15 protein-coding genes are annotated in these 15,904 nt (G+C 71.6%); 7 read left to right on the plus strand and 8 right to left on the minus strand.

Annotated elements, in window-relative coordinates:
- Positions 1-106: 106 nt before the first annotated feature.
- Positions 107-790, minus strand: coding sequence for an MtrAB system response regulator MtrA (gene mtrA, locus ABD907_RS06255; RefSeq protein ID WP_345214891.1), 684 nt, complete (start codon positions 788-790; stop codon positions 107-109).
- Between the two features lie 113 nt (positions 791-903).
- On the opposite strand from mtrA, the gene ABD907_RS06260 reads away from it, so the two are divergent.
- The 6 genes from ABD907_RS06260 to ABD907_RS06285 all read left to right on the plus strand — a co-directional run bounded on the left by ABD907_RS06260 (position 904) and on the right by ABD907_RS06285 (position 7,388).
- Positions 904-2,214, plus strand: a complete 1,311-nt coding sequence (locus ABD907_RS06260; RefSeq protein ID WP_345214892.1) for a glycerophosphoryl diester phosphodiesterase membrane domain-containing protein — start codon at positions 904-906, stop codon at positions 2,212-2,214.
- Position 2,215: 1 nt separating this feature from the next.
- On the plus strand, positions 2,216-2,887 hold the full coding sequence (locus tag ABD907_RS06265) for a DUF4129 domain-containing protein (RefSeq protein ID WP_345214893.1): 672 nt from the start codon (positions 2,216-2,218) through the stop codon (positions 2,885-2,887).
- Positions 2,884-4,092, plus strand: coding sequence for a DUF4350 domain-containing protein (locus tag ABD907_RS06270; RefSeq protein WP_345214894.1), 1,209 nt, complete (start codon positions 2,884-2,886; stop codon positions 4,090-4,092). Before ABD907_RS06265 ends, ABD907_RS06270 begins: the two co-directional genes overlap by 4 nt.
- Positions 4,089-5,216, plus strand: coding sequence for an AAA family ATPase (locus ABD907_RS06275; RefSeq protein WP_345214895.1), 1,128 nt, complete (start codon positions 4,089-4,091; stop codon positions 5,214-5,216). The genes ABD907_RS06270 and ABD907_RS06275 overlap by 4 nt, the downstream gene beginning before the upstream one ends.
- Positions 5,216-6,508 (plus strand): DUF58 domain-containing protein, encoded by a 1,293-nt coding sequence (locus ABD907_RS06280; RefSeq protein WP_345214896.1) that lies wholly within the window; start codon positions 5,216-5,218, stop codon positions 6,506-6,508. Before ABD907_RS06275 ends, ABD907_RS06280 begins: the two co-directional genes overlap by 1 nt.
- Positions 6,509-7,004: 496 nt before the next feature.
- A complete protein-coding gene (locus ABD907_RS06285) occupies positions 7,005-7,388 on the plus strand; it encodes an RNA-binding S4 domain-containing protein (RefSeq protein WP_345214897.1) in 384 nt (127 codons plus the stop codon).
- A gap of 16 nt (positions 7,389-7,404) precedes the next feature.
- On the opposite strand, the gene ABD907_RS06290 is transcribed toward ABD907_RS06285, so the two are convergent.
- The 6 genes from ABD907_RS06290 to ABD907_RS06315 form a co-directional block, all read right to left on the minus strand.
- Positions 7,405-8,841 carry a peptidoglycan DD-metalloendopeptidase family protein gene (locus ABD907_RS06290; protein WP_345214898.1) on the minus strand — a complete coding sequence of 479 codons (1,437 nt, stop codon included), beginning with the start codon at positions 8,839-8,841 and terminating at the stop codon, positions 7,405-7,407.
- A gap of 9 nt (positions 8,842-8,850) precedes the next feature.
- Positions 8,851-9,765, minus strand: a complete 915-nt coding sequence (gene ftsX, locus ABD907_RS06295; RefSeq protein ID WP_345214899.1) for a permease-like cell division protein FtsX — start codon at positions 9,763-9,765, stop codon at positions 8,851-8,853.
- Positions 9,766-9,779: 14 nt separating this feature from the next.
- Positions 9,780-10,469, minus strand: a complete 690-nt coding sequence (ftsE, locus tag ABD907_RS06300; protein ID WP_345214900.1) for a cell division ATP-binding protein FtsE — start codon at positions 10,467-10,469, stop codon at positions 9,780-9,782.
- 299 nt (positions 10,470-10,768) lie between these two features.
- Entirely contained in the window at positions 10,769-11,890 is a 1,122-nt protein-coding gene (prfB, locus tag ABD907_RS06305; RefSeq protein WP_345214901.1) for a peptide chain release factor 2, read from the minus strand.
- Positions 11,891-11,989: 99 nt separating this feature from the next.
- Positions 11,990-13,207 carry a multidrug effflux MFS transporter gene (locus ABD907_RS06310; protein WP_425555660.1) on the minus strand — a complete coding sequence of 406 codons (1,218 nt, stop codon included), beginning with the start codon at positions 13,205-13,207 and terminating at the stop codon, positions 11,990-11,992.
- Between the two features lie 74 nt (positions 13,208-13,281).
- Positions 13,282-14,187 (minus strand): LysR family transcriptional regulator, encoded by a 906-nt coding sequence (locus ABD907_RS06315; protein ID WP_345214903.1) that lies wholly within the window; start codon positions 14,185-14,187, stop codon positions 13,282-13,284.
- 71 nt (positions 14,188-14,258) lie between these two features.
- On the opposite strand from ABD907_RS06315, the gene ABD907_RS06320 reads away from it, so the two are divergent.
- Entirely contained in the window at positions 14,259-14,732 is a 474-nt protein-coding gene (locus tag ABD907_RS06320; protein ID WP_345214904.1) for a CBU_0592 family membrane protein, read from the plus strand.
- A 183-nt stretch (positions 14,733-14,915) separates the two neighbouring features.
- Here ABD907_RS06320 and ABD907_RS06325 read toward each other — a convergent pair whose 3' ends face one another.
- Complete coding sequence (locus tag ABD907_RS06325; RefSeq protein ID WP_345214905.1) at positions 14,916-15,854, minus strand: hypothetical protein; 939 nt, start codon at positions 15,852-15,854, stop codon at positions 14,916-14,918.
- Positions 15,855-15,904 lie beyond the last annotated feature (50 nt).

Below are 15,904 nucleotides of genomic sequence, written 5' to 3' on the forward strand. Positions count from 1 at the left end.
AGGCTCGCCCGGGCACGGGGCGGGCGATACGTCGTGGCCGGGCCGGCGGGATGGGGAACCGAGCCGGCCCTGGGTCCGGCGGGCTGGGGCCCGCCGAGGTCTTCGGTCACTCGTGTGGTGCCCCCGCCCGATATCCGACGCCACGGACGGTCACGACGACCTCGGGGTGCTCCGGGTCCTTCTCCACCTTCGCGCGCAGCCGCTGGACGTGGACGTTCACCAGGCGGGTGTCGGCGGCGTGCCGGTATCCCCAGACCTGCTCCAGCAGCACCTCACGGCTGAAGACCTGCCAGGGTTTGCGCGCGAGCGCCACGATCAGGTCGAACTCCAGGGGGGTCAGCGAGATCGGCTCACCGTCGCGGGTCACCTCGTGGCCGGCGACGTCGATCTCGAGGTCGCCGATGCGCAGTCGCTCCGGCTCCGGGTTCTCCTGGCGACGCAGGCGCGCGCGCACCCGCGCGACCAGCTCCTTGGGCTTGAACGGCTTGGCGATGTAGTCGTCCGCGCCGGCCTCCAGCCCGGCGACCACATCGAGCGTGTCCGACTTCGCCGTGAGCATGACCACCGGCACGTCGGAGTCCGCGCGGATGATGCGGCAGATCTCGATCCCGTCCAGTCCCGGCAGCATGAGGTCGAGCAGGACGAGGTCGGGCTGCTCTCGGCGAAACATCTCCGGGGCCTGGGTACCGTCTGCGCAGAAGACGGCGTCGTAGCCCTCGGCGTCGAGCACGATTCCGATCATTTCTGCCAGCGCGGTGTCGTCGTCGATCACAAGCAGCTTGGGACTCATGGGGCAATGTTCCCATTCCGGACGCTGCGCGGTGTGGACCGCCGTTCCGGCACCCGCTGTGGCGTGCAACGATGGGTCTCGCCACCACGACGCAGCCGGGGGGAGGTAGGGCGATGAGCAGCCGGCCTGAGGACGACGGCACGCCGGAGCACGACGCCGGACGGTACGGCCCGTACAGCGGACCGCCGGACGGCGAGCAGCCGCGCTACGCGCCGCCCACGCAGCACGGGCAGCCCACCCAGCCCTCACCCTGGGGCCCGGACCCCGCTCCGCAGCCCGGCCAGTACACCCAGTACACGCAGCCCACCCAGCCCTCGCCGTGGGGCGGGGAACCCGGTCAGCGGCCCGGGCAACCGTGGGGCCAACCGCCGGTGCCCCCATCGTGGGGTGGGGACCCGAGCCAGCAGCCCGGCCAGTACGGCCAGTACGGGGACGCAGCGCAGCAGCAGGTGCCCCGCGGCTTCACCGGCGCCGATCGGCCCGGCATCATCCCGCTGCGGCCGATGAACATCGGCGAGATCCTGGACGGCGCCTTCCGTGCCATCCGGGCCAACCCGCGGGCCACGTTCGGGCTCTCGTTGCTCGTCATGGGTGTCACCGCGGTCATCGAGGCGCTCGTCCTCTCCTTCACCGTCGGCAGCACACTGCTCCCCCTCATGGGGCAGACCACGCCCACCCTCGGGATGGAGGAGCTGGGTACCGGCGCGATCACGTCACTCGTCGGCCTCCTCGCGGTGTCCGTCGCCGTCTACATCGCCTCGATCGTGCTCACCGCCTTGCTCATCGTCTCGGTGAGCCAGTCCGTCGTCGGACGTGTCGCCACGATCCGGCAGGTCTGGCACTCCGCGCGCGGGCAGCTGTGGAGGCTCATCGGCCTGACCCTGCTGCTGGCACTGGGCTGGACCGTGGTGCTGGTCGTGGTGATCACCGCACTCGTGCTGCTCGGCGTGGCTCTCGTCGAGGGCGGTGGCAACAACCCGTTCATCACGGGCCTGCTGATCTTCCTCCTCTTCCTCGGGGCCTGTGTCGTCATGGGCTACTTCGTGGTGCGGCTGACCCTGTCGGCACCGGCGCTCATGCTCGAGCGGATCGGGCCGTTCTCCGCGATCCGGCGGTCGTGGGCGCTGAGCAGGCGCCAGTTCTGGCGGCTGTTCGGCGTCCTGGCGCTGGCAGCGATCATCGTGGCGATCCTCACGTACGCGATGATGATCCCGCTGACCATGGCGTCATCTCTCTTCTCGGGCTCGCAGGAGGCCCTGGTCATCACCTCGATCGTCATGGGTGTGCTGTCCGTGCTCGTCTCCGCGCTGACCACGCCGTTCCTCGCCGCCGTCGTCGCACTGGCCTACATCGACATCCGTATGCGAAAGGAAGGCCTCGACGTCACCCTCGCCCAGTCCGCCCGGCCCGCGGAGGCTGGCTGACGTGACCGGTGTACGCGCCGGCGTGCCCGTCGAGCCCGATGCCGCCGAGGCACAGCGGTGGGCCGAGGAAGAGCTCGCCAAGGCGGTCTACGACAACCAGCCAGGACTGATCGAGCGGATCCTCGAATGGCTCGGCAGGCTGCTGAGCGACATCGGATCCATGGGGATGGAGGCGCCACCGGCATTCGTGCCGCTTGTCGTGGTGCTGGCCTTCGTCGTCGTGGTGGTCGTCTCGCTGCTGCTCGGCGGACGGGTCCGCGCACGGCGGACGGCGCAGCGGCAGGATTCGCACCAGCTCTTCGACGACGTCCGCGACAGCGCCGCGCTCCTCGCGGCCGCGGACGACGCCGCCCGGCGCGGCGACTGGGTGACCGCCACTCTCGAGCGGTTCCGCGCGCTCGTCCGTTCGCTGGACGAGCGCGCGGTCCTGGAGGACCGCGCCGGTCTGACGGCGTACGAGGCCGCCACGCTTGCGGCCGCGGCACTGCCGGACCACACCGACGGGCTGCGCTGGGCGGGCCGGCTCTTCGACGACGTCTGCTACGGCCACCTTGCCCCCGGACAGGCCGAGGACCGGCAGCTGCGTGAGCTGGCCTCCGCCGTCTCGAGGGCGCGGCCCGCCCGGCACGACGATCACCGACCCGTCGGCGCCGGCTGGGCGGAAGTGCGATGACGACCACCACCTCGACATCCCCCAGCGTGGCGTCGCCGGAAGGAGCCGGCCCCCGGTCTCCCGATGACGCCGCACCCGGCACGCGGCGACGCCGCCGTCGCCGCCGCGTCGTCACCGCCGCCGTCGTGGTGGTCTTCCTCGCCCTCGCGATCCTGGCCACGCTGCTCCAGCAGCGCACGTCCGGGCGGGCGCTCGCACCCGACAACCCCGCACCGCAGGGCACCATGGCGGTCGCCGAGATCCTCCGCGGCCAAGGGGTCGCCGTCGAGGAGGCGGACAGCTTCGCCGAGCTGACCCACGTGGCCGGCCCGAGGACGACGGTGTTCGTCACCGACGTCTCCGACCTGCGGCCCGGCCAGTACACCGAGCTGTTGGGCACCGGCGCCGACCTGGCGATCGGCGGGAACCTGTTCGTCGACCCGGAGGTGGTCGCGGACATGCCGATCACCCTCGCCGGCCCGAGCGTCGAGGAGGTGGTCCAGGCGCAGTGCGCGGCCCCCGACGCACAGGCGGCCTCTCGCATCGCGATCGGTGGCGGCTCGGTCACCGCCACCGGCTCCGACGTCGAGTTGTGCTTCCCCGCCTCCGAGGGCGCGGGCGGCGCGTACGCCGTCTGGGAAGACGAAGGCTCCACCGTCCGCTACCTCGCGGACGTGGGACCCGTGACCAACGCGGCCCTCGAGGACCACGGCCACGCCGCTCTCGCCCTGCGCATGCTGGGCCATCACGGGAACGTCGTCTGGTACCTGCCACAAGCTGGGTCGACCGGCGGTGCCGAGGACCGCGGCGCGCCGCTGATGCCGCCCGCGGGCACCTGGGTGCTGTGGGCGCTGCTCGCCGCGGCGGTGGTTCTGGCCGTCGGCAAGGCCCGCGGCCTGGGACCTGTCGTCATCGAGGTCATGCCGGTGGTCGTCCGGGCGGCGGAGACCACCCGGGGGCGCGGCCGTCTGTATCGTCGCGGCGGTGCCCGCGACCACGCCGCCGCCGCCCTGCGGGCCGGCGCGGCGGTGCGCATGTCGCGGGCCCTCGGCTTACCCAGGTCAGCGGACCGGCCGAGCCTCGTCGACGCCGTCGCCCGCGCGACCGGGTGGCCGCACACGGACGTCGACAACCTGCTCTACGGCACCGCACCGACCGACGACGGCGGCCTGCTGGCCCTGTCCACCATGCTCGACGCCCTGGAGAAAGAGGTCCACCGATCGTGAGTCAGCCCCCTATCGGCCCGTCCCCCGCGAGTCCGAACCAGCCCGCCCACGCCGGTCCCCCGCAGCCCACGGGCGACGAGCGTTTCGCGCCGCAGGCGTCGGCACCGTCGGCACCGCGGGCCGGCGGCGACGTCCCGACCGGGCCGACCCCGGGGCCGGCCCCGGCCGTGGCCGAGTCCGTGGCGCGGAGCCGGCTCGGCTCGTTGCGCACCGAGGTCGGCAAGGCGGTCGTGGGCCAGGACGCGGCCGTGACGGGTCTCGTCATCGGGCTGCTGTGCGGCGGCCACGTGCTCCTCGAGGGTGTGCCTGGCGTCGCCAAGACGCTGCTCGTGCGGACGATGGCCGCCGCGCTCGACCTGGGCACCAAGCGGGTGCAGTTCACCCCCGACCTGATGCCCGGCGACGTGACCGGTTCACTGGTCTACGACGCCCGCACCGCCGAGTTCTCGTTCAAGGAGGGCCCGGTCTTCACGAACCTCATGCTCGCCGACGAGATCAACCGGACGCCGCCGAAGACGCAGGCCGCGCTGCTGGAGGCGATGGAGGAGCGGCAGGTCTCCGTGGACGGCATGCCCCGTCTGCTGCCCGAGCCCTTCATGGTCATCGCCACACAGAACCCCGTCGAGTACGAGGGCACGTATCCCCTGCCCGAGGCACAGCTGGACCGGTTCCTGCTCAAGCTGCTGCTGCCCCTGCCCGAGCGTCGCGACGAGATCGAGGTCCTCGTCCGGCACTCCCTCGGCTTCAACCCCCGGGACCTCGCGGCGGCCGGCGTGAGCCCCGTCGGGCGACCCGAGGACCTGGAGGCGGCCCAGGCGGAGGTGCGCGAGGTCCAGGTCGCACCGGAGGTGATCGGCTACGTCGTCGACATCGTCCGGGCCACCCGCACGTCCCCGTCGTTGTCGCTGGGCGTCTCACCACGCGGCGCCACGGCCCTGCTCGCGACCGCGCGTGCCTGGGCCTGGCTGTCCGGCCGCGGCTACGTCACCCCGGACGACGTCAAGGCGCTCGCCCACCCGACCCTGCGCCACCGCGTCCAGCTGCGCGCCGAGGCGGAGCTCGAGGGCGTCACCGCGGAGACGGTGCTCGACGGCGTGCTCGGCACCGTGCCCGTCCCCCGCTGATGATCCCCACCACCCGGGCGGCGATCGTCACCGCCGTCGGCGCCCTGCCGGCGGCCCTGTGGCCGCGGGCGTCGACGCTGCTGCTCTGGGTCGGCCTGGTGGTGCTCGCGTGCGTCGCCGACGCGGTGCTGGCCGCTTCCCCGAAACAGGTCGCGGCCGAGCGTTCGGTGTCCGGGTCGGTACGACTCGGCGAGCCCACCTCCTCGGCGGTCACTCTGACGAACACCGGACGACGTCGGCTCCGGGCCCTGGTCCGCGACGCCTGGCCGCCGTCGGCCGGGGCGGAGCAGAACCGCCACCGGGTCACGGTGCCGGCGGGCGAGCGTCGCCGCCTCCGCACCGAGCTGGTGCCGAGCCGGCGCGGCGACCGGCAGGCCGACCTGGTCACCGTCCGTTCGTTCGGCCCGCTGGGGATGGCCGCCCGCCAACGCTCGCTCCGCGCCCCGGCCACCCTGCGGGTGCTCCCGCCGTTCCACTCCCGGCGCCACCTGTCCTCGCGCCTGGCCCGGCTGCGCGAGATCGACGGCCGGGCCGCCGTCCTGATCCGCGGGCAGGGCACCGAGTTCGACTCCCTGCGCGAGTACGTCATCGGCGACGACGTGCGCGCGATCGACTGGCGGGCCACGGCACGCCGCGCCGACGTCGTGGTGCGTACCTGGCGCCCGGAGCGCGACCGCCGGGTCCTGGTGATCCTCGACATCGCCCGTCTCTCCGCCGCCCGCCTGGGAGACGCCCCGCGGCTGGACGCCCAGATGGAGGCGGCCCTGCTGCTCGGCGCCCTGGCCACGCGTGCCGGCGACCGGGTGGACCTCGTGGCGGTCGACAGCGAGGTCCGGGCGCGAGTGGCCGGGGAGACCGGCCCCCGGCTCATCGGCGCGCTGGCGCAGGCCATGGCGCCGCTGGAGCCGTCCCTGGTCGAGCTGAGCACCACGAAGGTGACGCAGGTGGTGCGGGACACGCTGTCCCAGCGTTCCCTGGTGGTGCTGCTCACCGCGCTGGAGCCCTCGGCGATCACCTCCGGCCTGCTGCCGGCGCTCGGGACGATCGCCGCCGACCACACGGTGGTGCTCGCCTCGGCGTCGGACCCGGAGGCGGTCGAGCTGCGCGCGGACCGGTCCAGCGCCGACGCGGTGTACGACGCCGCCGCGGCCGAGCGGGGCGCGCTCGAGCGCGATGCCGTTGCGGTCCGCCTCAAGCGCCGCGGTGTCGAGGTGGTCGAGGCCGCACCGGACGACCTCGCCCCCGCACTGGCGGACACGTACCTGGCGCTCAAGGCAGCGGGGCGGTTGTAGGTCCCCGCCCGCGGGGCCGGTGCGGCGGGGAGGCCCACAGGGCCGGTGCGGCGGGAAGCCTGTCGCGGGACGTCCGGTCGCTCCTCGGCCATGGTCCCGACAGTCAACCCGGGCCGGCGACCAACCCGGGCCGGCGCCGCGGCCGACGGCCAACCCCGACCGGCGCCGCGACCGGTCAGCTCGACCTCGGCCGATGAGCCTGTCGGTCGTGTGACTCGCTGCGGCTGGAATCCCGCAGGTTATGCCTGCTGAAGCTCGACCGCTCCGCCAGCTGCCAACACGTCGCTGGCTCCGCCGTCGCCCCGGCTGGAGAAGGGAAGGGTATGCCTTCGGAACGGGCGCCGTTGTGCCGGCGCCGCCCAGACCCGCCGAGACGTGGATCCCCGCCGGCAAGCCCCTCGGCCCACGTGACGGGCAAGGGCTGAAATGCCGAAGGCCATGCCTGCTGAAGTCGGACCGGGACACCGGTCGCCCGCCGTCGGCCTAGGCTCGGGGCATGGCGACCGCAAACCCCACCTCGACACGGGTGGACCGGTGGATGTGGGCGGTGCGGCTGTTCAAGAGCCGGTCGCTCGCCACGACGGCGTGCCGGGCCGGCCACGTGCGCGTCAACGGCGAACGGGCCAAGCCCTCGACGACGGTCGCCGTCGGCGACGAGGTGGTCGTCCGGGGCGTGGAACGCGACCGCCCGGAGCGGGTGCTCGAGGTGCGCCAGGTCCTTCTCAAGCGGGTGGGTGCGCCGGTCGCGGCGCAGGCGGTCATCGACCGGAGCCCGGCGCCCGTACCGCGAGACCTCTTTGCGGTGCCGCGGCGCGAGAAGGGCTCGGGCCGGCCGACCAAGCGCGAACGTCGCGAGATCCAACGCCTTCGCGGCTACTGACGCTCCACGACGCGCTTCACCAAAGACCCATCGGGTCGATCGTGGACCCGTTCTTCCACACCTCGAAGTGGACATGGCAGCCGGTGACGGCGCCGGTGGCACCGGTGTAGCCGATGGTCTGCCCCTGGGAGACCCGCTGCCCCTGCGAGACGGCGAACCGCGACAGGTGGTTGTACACCGTGACGTAGGAGGAGCCGTTGATGATGCCGTGGTTGATCATCACCTGGTTGCCGTGCGTGCCGTTGCCGTAGGCCCCCCGGACCGCGGACACGGTTCCGGACGCCGCCGACGCCTGGGCCTCACCGCAGGCTGATCCGAGGTCCACGCCGTTGTGCATGAACCAGCCGCCGGTCATCGGGTACACGCGGTAGCCGTAGGACGAGGTGACGCGCAGCGGCGTGACCGGCGGCATGATGGCGCTGCTGCTGCCACCTCCACCGCCGCCACTGCTGCTTCCGCCGCCACCGCCGCCGCCGCTGCCGCTTCCGCCGCCACCGCCGCCGCCGGACGGCGCGGACTGCTGCTGCTGTTGCTGCGCCCGCTGCTCGGCCTGCTGCTGCGCGCGCCGCTCTGCCGCCGCGCGCCGGCGAGCCTCCTCGGCTGCCCGCCTGCGGTTCTCCTCGTCGATCTTGGCGATCTCCGAGGCGATCTGCTGCTGGTCCTCCTCCAGATCCGCGAGCTGGCTCTGGTACTCGTCCTGCTGCGCCTCGAGCTTCTTCGACAGCTGCGACATCTCGGCCTCGATCTGCTCGATCTCGGCCTTGCGGGCGGCGGCCTCGTCCCGGGCTTCGTTGGCCGCCACGACGGCGGCGTCGGCCTCCACCTTCAGCTCACCGATGCGCACCTTCACGGCCTCGTGGCGCTCCTGCCGGTTGCGGGTGATCGCGGTGGCGGTCTCGAGGTCCCGCAGCACCCGCGTCTGCGACCGGACCGCCGAGGTGGTCACGGAGTAGCTCTCGAGGAAGTCGTCGGTCGAGGAGGCGTCGAGCACGACGTCGAGCGTGGACGTGGCGTTGTCACCGCGGTAGGTGCTCCGTGCGAGGGCGCCCATCGCCGACTCGGTCTGATCGATCTTCTCGGTGCCGGCAGCGATCTCCTCCTCGAGGCTCGCTGCCTCGGCCTCGGCGAGCTCCAGGCGGGCCGCCACCTGCTCCTGCTTCCGCTCGGCGGCAGCGAGTGCCTCCTCGGCCTCGGCGAGCGCCGCCTCAGCCTCCGGCAGGCGGGCACGGGCCCTCTCCAGCTTGAGGTAGGTCTCCGTGAGGTCGGCGTCCACGCCCTCGAGGGATGACTCGAGCTCGGCCTGGCGGTCCTCGTTCCGCTCGCGCTGCTCGACGAGGTCGTCACGGTCCTCGGCGTAGGCGCCGGGAGCGAGCAGGGCGACCGCAAGGACAGCGGCGACGGCGGCCCGGAGGGCGGTCGGTCGGGCGGTGCGTCGGGGGGAAGGACGGCGCACAGTAGTACCTCAGACTTTCGTGTAGCGGCCGAGGGTCACGATCGAGCTGATCCCGGCGAGCAGGATCGCGGCAAGAACGAGGAAGGGCGCGACGGTGAGCACGTCGCCGGTGTCCACGAACTGCACCCACGGTGTCGACGTCGCGAGCCACTCCTCCACCAGGTATCTGACACCGAGGAAGAGCCCGCCCACGGCCAGCACGGCCCCGAAGAGGGCCGCGACGGCGCCCTCGAGCATGAACGGGAGCTGGATGAAGAAGTTCGAGGCGCCGACGAGCCGCATGATCCCGGTCTCGCGCTGACGCGACATGGCGGAGAGCCGGATCGTGGTCGTGATGAGCAGGACGGCGGTGACGATCATGACGCCGGCGAGGCCGATCGAGAGCAGCGTCGTGCGGTTCAGGATGAGGAACAGCGGCTCGAGCTGCTCGCGCTGGTCGACGACGACCTCGACGCCGGGCCGCCCCTCGAGCTCGTCGGCGACGATCTGGTACTGCTCCGGATCGACCAACTTGACTCGGTAGGAGACCTGCATCTGGTCGACGGTCACGGTCTGCGCCCAGACCGTGTCCTCCATCTGCTCCTGGAACGCCTCGTAGGCGTCCTCCTTGGTCTCGACGTAGACCTCCTCGACGTACGGGGCGAGGGCGTCCGAGGCGAGCAGGTCACCGATGGCGTCGATCTGTTCCTGGGTGGCCTCGCCAGTGGCGCAGTTCGGCGTCGAGGAGTTCGCCGGGCACATGAAGGCCGAGACCTCGACCTTGTCGTACCAGTCGCTCTTCAGGTTGTCGACCTGGATCTGCAGCAGTGCCGCCGCCCCGACGAAGGTCAGCGAGACGAAGGTGACCAGGGCCACCGAGATGGTCATCGCGAGGTTGCGGGACAGCCCTTGGAACGTCTGGGAGAGAACAAATCGGAGTCGCATCGCAGTCGTTCCCCTTACCGCGCCGCGCCGTAGACGCCGCGGGACTGGTCACGGACCATGACACCGTCGGAGAGCTCGACGACGCGCTTGCGCATCTGGTCGACGATCTCGTCGTCGTGGGTCGCCATGACGATGGTGGTGCCGGTGCGGTTGATGCGGTCGAGCAGTCGCATGATGCCGATCGATGTCGTGGGATCCAGGTTGCCGGTGGGCTCGTCCGCCAGCAGGACGGCGGGGCGGTTGACCATGGCGCGAGCGATGGCGACGCGCTGCTGCTCTCCACCGGAGAGCTCGTGCGGCAGGCGCTTCTCCTTGCCCTCGAGGCCCACCATCTCGATCACTTCGGGAACGGTGGTCAGGATGTGGTGGCGCGGCCTGCCGATGACCTGCGGCGCGATGGCGACGTTCTCGAAGACCGTCTTGTTGTTGAGCAGCCGGAAGTCCTGGAACACCGTGCCGATCTGGCGGCGCAGATGCGGGACCTTCCAGCGCGAGATCTGGCCGAGATCCTTGCCGAGGGCGTGGATGCGGCCGGAGGTTGGACGTTCCTCTCGCAGCACGAGGCGGATGAAGGTGGACTTACCGGACCCCGAGGCCCCGACGAGGAACACGAACTCGCCGCGCTCGACCTCCAGGCTCACCTGGTCGAGAGCGGGGCGCGCTCCTCGGGCATAGACCTTGGAGACGTTCTCGAATCTGATCACGGCGACTTCTCGGCCAGTCTCGACAATGGGGGAAGGACAACCACTGGCCTCCGCGCAGACTAGGCAGTCCGGGCAGCGCCACCGTCTCCGACACGCCGCTGCGACGGGGCGGAACTGTGCGCCTCTCCCCGGCCCGGTGCCGCGGTCCGGTGGCGCCCCGGAGCCTGGTCAGACCGTCGGCGACGCCACGACCTGGGACGTCGCTCTAAAGACTGGCCACACCAGCCACCCTGAAGGGCGGGACGAGTGCTCGATGCCACAGCGTCGTCGTCGGGCGGTACGCCGGCCGCTTCAGGACCTCAGGCCGCTTCGCTCTCCTGGTTCTTGCGCCAGCGGATGCCGGCGTCGATGAAATCGTCGATCTCGCCGTCGAAGATCGCCGCCGTGTTGCCCGACTCGTACTCCGTCCGCAGATCCTTGACCATCTGGTAGGGCTGGAGCACGTAGGAGCGCATCTGGTCGCCCCAGGACGCCTTGACATCACCGGCGAGCGCCCGCTTCTCGGCGGTCTCCTCCTTCTGGCGCAGCACGAGCAACCGCGACTGCAGGACGCGCAGGGCGGCCGCTCGGTTCTGGATCTGGGACTTCTCGTTCTGCATCGACACGACGGTGCCCGTCGGGATGTGCGTCATGCGGACCGCGGAGTCGGTGGTGTTGACGGACTGTCCGCCGGGCCCGGACGAACGGAAGACGTCGACCTTGATCTCGTTCTCGGGGATCTCGATGTGGTCCGTCTGCTCGATGAGCGGGACGACCTCGACCGCGGCGAAGGAGGTCTGGCGGCGGCCCTGGTTGTCGAACGGTGAGATCCGCACGAGGCGGTGCGTGCCGCCTTCGACGGACAGGGTGCCGTACGCGTACGGCGCCTTGACCTCGAAGGTCGCCGACTTGAGACCGGCCTCCTCCGCATAGGAGGTGTCGAGCACCTGGGTGGGGTAGCCGTGCCGCTCGGCCCAGCGCAGGTACATGCGCATGAGCATCTCGGCGAAGTCGGCGGCGTCGACCCCGCCGGCGCCGGCGCGGATCGTGACGACGGCCTCGCGCTGGTCGTAGGGGCCGGCGAGCAGGGTACGGACCTCGAGCTCGCTCAGGGCCTTGCGGATCGAGGTCAGCTCGGCCTCGGCATCCTCGAGGAAGGCCACCGCGTCGTCGCCCACCTCCTCCTGCCCGAGCTGAACGAGGGCCGCGAGGTCGTCGATCCGCTCACCCATCTTCTCGACCCGGCCGAGGTCGGTCTGGGCGTGGGAGAGCTTGGACGTGATGGCCTGGCCCGCATCAGGGTCGTCCCACAGGTAGGGGTCCGCAGCCTTGTCCGAGAGGTCGGCGATGGTGGCCCGGAGGCCTTCGACATCGGTCACGGCACGGATGGAGTCGAAGGTCGCGCGGAGCTGGTTGATCTCGGCGGAGAAGTCTGTGGCCACGGGCCGCAAGGTTACGCGATACGAGCTGACGACGGCGCAGCGCAGGGTGGGGGCGAGGAACGAGCTCCCGCCCGCAGCGGAGCCCGAGGAAGCGAGACGTCAGGTCCGCCTGTACGCGGGGGTTGCGACCGCCACGATGACCAGTGCGGTGAGCACGGTGCCGAGCATGACGGTGGCCATGGCCGCGCCGTTACCGCCCAGTGCGCCGACCAGCGGAGAGACCGTGCCGGCGATGCCGGCCTGCAACGAGCCCACCAGGGCGGCTGCCGCCCCCGCCCGCTCCCCGTGCTTGGACAGCGCCAGCGCCGAGGCGTTGGGCATCAGGAGCGAGTTCACGGAGATCAGGAGGAACAGGGGAACCAGGAGGGCGATCAGGCCCCCGGTGCCGTCGCCCGCGCTCATGGCGACGCTGAGCAACCAGATGCCGAGGACGGCGGAGGTGGGCGCGACCACACGGATGACGCCGAGCGGCGTGAACCTGCCCATCAGCGCCGCATTGATCTGCGCACCGCCCACCAGGCCGGCGCCGTTGAGCGCGAAGATCAGCGCGAACTGGGTCTCTGTGAGGCCGTACTGCTCCTGGAAGACGAACGGCGAGCCGGCGACGTAGCTGATGATGGCCCCCAGCGCCAGACCCGGCAGCACGGCGAGCGCCATGAACTGGCGGTCACCGAGCAGGGCACGGTAGCTGCGGGCGGCACCGCCCAGGCCTTCCCGGCGCCGTCGCTCCGGCGGCAGGGTCTCCGGCAGCGCGAGCGCCACGACGGCGATCATCACCGCGCCGAGGACGGCGAGAACGACGAAGGTGGCCCGCCACCCCCACCAACCGGCGATGAGGCCGCCGGCGGTCGGCGCGAACAGCGGTGCGACGCCGATCACGAGCATCAGTCGGGACATCAGCACCGACGCGCCGGAACCGGTGTACCGGTCGCGGATGACGGCCATGGCGGTGACCGTGGCGGTCGCGTTGCCGACGCCCTGCAGCACCCGCAGCACCACGAGGGGCCAGATGCCGGGTGTCAGCGCGCACAGCACGGAGACGACGACGTGCAGGCCGAAGCCGACCATGACCGGCAGGCGGCGACCGAAGCGGTCGGAGAGGGGCCCGGTGAGCAGCTGACCGATGGCTCCACCGACGAGCACCCCGGTGATCGTGGCCTGGACGAGCGTCTGTGAGCTGTCGAGGTCGTCGGCCACGGCGGGCAGGGACGGCAGGTACAGGTCGGTGGTGATGGCCGGGAGGGCCGCCATCGAACCGAGCAGGAGGACCAGGGATACGGGGGGCCGCACTTTGGCGGGAAAGCTCACGGCCGTCATCGTTCCACGTCGGCGCCCCTCCGACGACTTCGAACGGGAAGCCCTACCGCCTGGTCAGAACGCCGTACGCACCCTCACAGCGGCTCGAGGGCGGCCGCCACCCGCACCATCTGCTCGAGCACGGCGAGCGTCGCGGCCCGTGGCTCGGTACGCGTGACGCGGTGCCGGACGAACAGTCGCCGAAAACCGAGCCCGGGCAGGGCGACCCACTGCGCGTTCTCGGGCAGCTGCCTGCGGATGGCCAGCTCGGGCAGCAGGGCGATGCCGAGGCCGCCGGCCACCATCGAGAGGGCGACGTCGAAGTCCCGGTAGGTGTGCGCGGCCCTCCGGGTGAGGGACATCTCGGTGGCCAGCCGGCTGAGCGCTCGGGAGGTCGCGCCGCTCTGTCCCGGCATCAGCCAGGCCCGGTCGGAGAGATCGAGCAGGCCGGTCGGCGCGGCGTCGGTGGCGGGGATGGCCACCACCCACGGCTCGTCCAGGAACGGCACGTCGAACGTTCCGGAGGGCGCCGTGGTGGGGACTGCGACGTCCTGTTCCGTGACGAGCAGGTCGAGCTCACCCCGCCGCAGCGCCCGCTGGCCGTGCTCCTCGGCCACCTCGTGCACGATGAGGTCGATGCCGGGCAGTGCCTGCTCGAGCTCTTCGAGCAGCGGGACGAGGACCGCACGGATCACTGTCTGGAAGGCGCCGACCACGACGACGCCCGAGACGTCACCCCCCAGTTCTGCCAGTGCCCGGCGAGTTTCACCGAGCTCGGCCTCGATGCGTTCGGCGACCTCGGCGAGCAGGCGGCCCGCCGAGGTGAGGACCGCACCGGACGGCTGCCGGTCGAGAACTGTGACCCCGGTCTCCGCCTCCAGACGCGCGATTTGCTGCGAAACGGCGGACGGGCTCACGCGGAGCACATCGGCGGCCGCAAGCACTCCTCCCGACCTGCTGACGGCCAAGAGAACGCCAAGTCTGCGTGGGTCGATATCCATGAAGCATAACTGTACTCCGGATGCAGCGACGTTCGATTGAACTTTACTCGTCAGGGCCTCAGGATGGTGGTGTGCCTGAGTTCCTCGTTTCCGTTGTCGCTTCCCTCGGTTGGATCGGCGTCGCCGTCCACCTCTTCGCCTACGCCCGCATCTCCAGTGGTCGCATGCTGCCCGCATCGCTGACCTATCAGACCCTCAACGTCACCGGGGCGCTGGCGGTCGGCGCCAGCTCCGCGGCGAGCGGTGCGTGGCCGTCGGCCGTCGCCAACTTCATCTGGATCGGAATCGGGTTCGTCGCCATCGTGGCGCTGCGCCGCCACATCCTGGAGCGCAGGCTGCGCGCCGCCCGCCAGCGCGCCGCGGAGCTCGCCGAGAAGCGCTTCCGCCGGTCCGCGCGCCGGTCGGTGATCTCACCCGCGGGCGCGACCGTGGACGACTCCTCGGTCGACCTGGAAGCCTTCCCCGAGCGTGCGGCGCCGAGCGCGGCCACCCGCCCGGCGGGCCGCAGCAAGACCCGTCGCCGCCGCTCCAAGGTCGCCGCCTAACCTCGGCCCAGGCGCGGGACTCGCGACGCGAAGGACCGATTCGAGAGCCGGCTCGCTCAGCGGAGCACTTCTAGCAGGTAGAGCCTGTCGGAAGTGCTCCGCTATCGCGTGAGGGGCAGCGGCCCCCTGTTCTGTGGTGTGGATCCGGAAGGCCTTACCTGCCGAAGTCGCGCCACCGGTCGGTCAGTCCTTGTCCTCGAGGCGCGCCAGCGTCCTGCGGGCCTCCTCGACGGCGTCACGCGCCTCCTCGGCCGCGGAGACTGCCGAGTCGCGGTCGTCCTCGGCAGCCTCGAGCCCGTCCTCGGCACTCATGAGCGTCTGCTCGCGTTCGACGAGCTGACGCCGGAGCTCCTCGATCTCCGACCTGAGCTGAAGCGCACGGGCCTCGAGCTTGGAGACCTTCTCCTCGTGCTTGCGCTGCTCGCGCGAGGCCGATTTTGCCGTCCGCTCCGCCTCCGCGAGCGCCTCCTTGGCTCGTTCGAGCGCGGCGCGGCGCTCGGCGGCCTCTTCCTTCGCCCTGGCGGAGTCCTTCTTCGCCTTGCTGCCCTTCTTCTTGCGCCCGCCCTTCGCCGGCTTGGCGCCCCCGCCCCGCTCCCCCAGTGCGTCCGGGACCGCGAGCACGCCGCCGAGGTCGACGGAGTCGAATCCGCTGCTCTCCATGGGTTGGACCAGGAAGCCGGTGCGCAGCGCGGCCGCGGCGTCTTCGTCGGCCATCGCGGCCTGGAGGGTGTCCGCCGTCTGCTCGGCGACTCCGGCGCTCACCTTCTGGCCCTCCTCCTCGGCAAGGTCTCGCGCCTTCCCGACGACGGCGGAGAGCAGCTTGCGGCGCTGCTGGCCTAGGGCCCGGAGCTGCGCGGCGTCGAGCTCGTCCTGGGCCTGGCGCAGCGTCTCGCCGAGCTCGAGGATCTGATCGACCTCGTCCTCCATCTGCCGGACCATGAGATTGGCCAGCCAGGCGGCGACCGACGGCTTGGCCAGGCCCTGGATGGCCCAGGCGAGGTCGGTGTTCCCCTCCTTGCGGACCCCCTTGGCGCGAGCGTTGCGCGTGGAGATGAAGTCGCCGAGCGGCAGGCCGTAGAGCTCGTTCGCGACGGCGACGAGGTCTTGCTGCTGGCTCGGCATGACTCCATTGTGTCGGGCAACGCCGCGACGGCGGCTGTTCTCGGGACCGT

This window comes from Georgenia halophila (assembly GCF_039541595.1).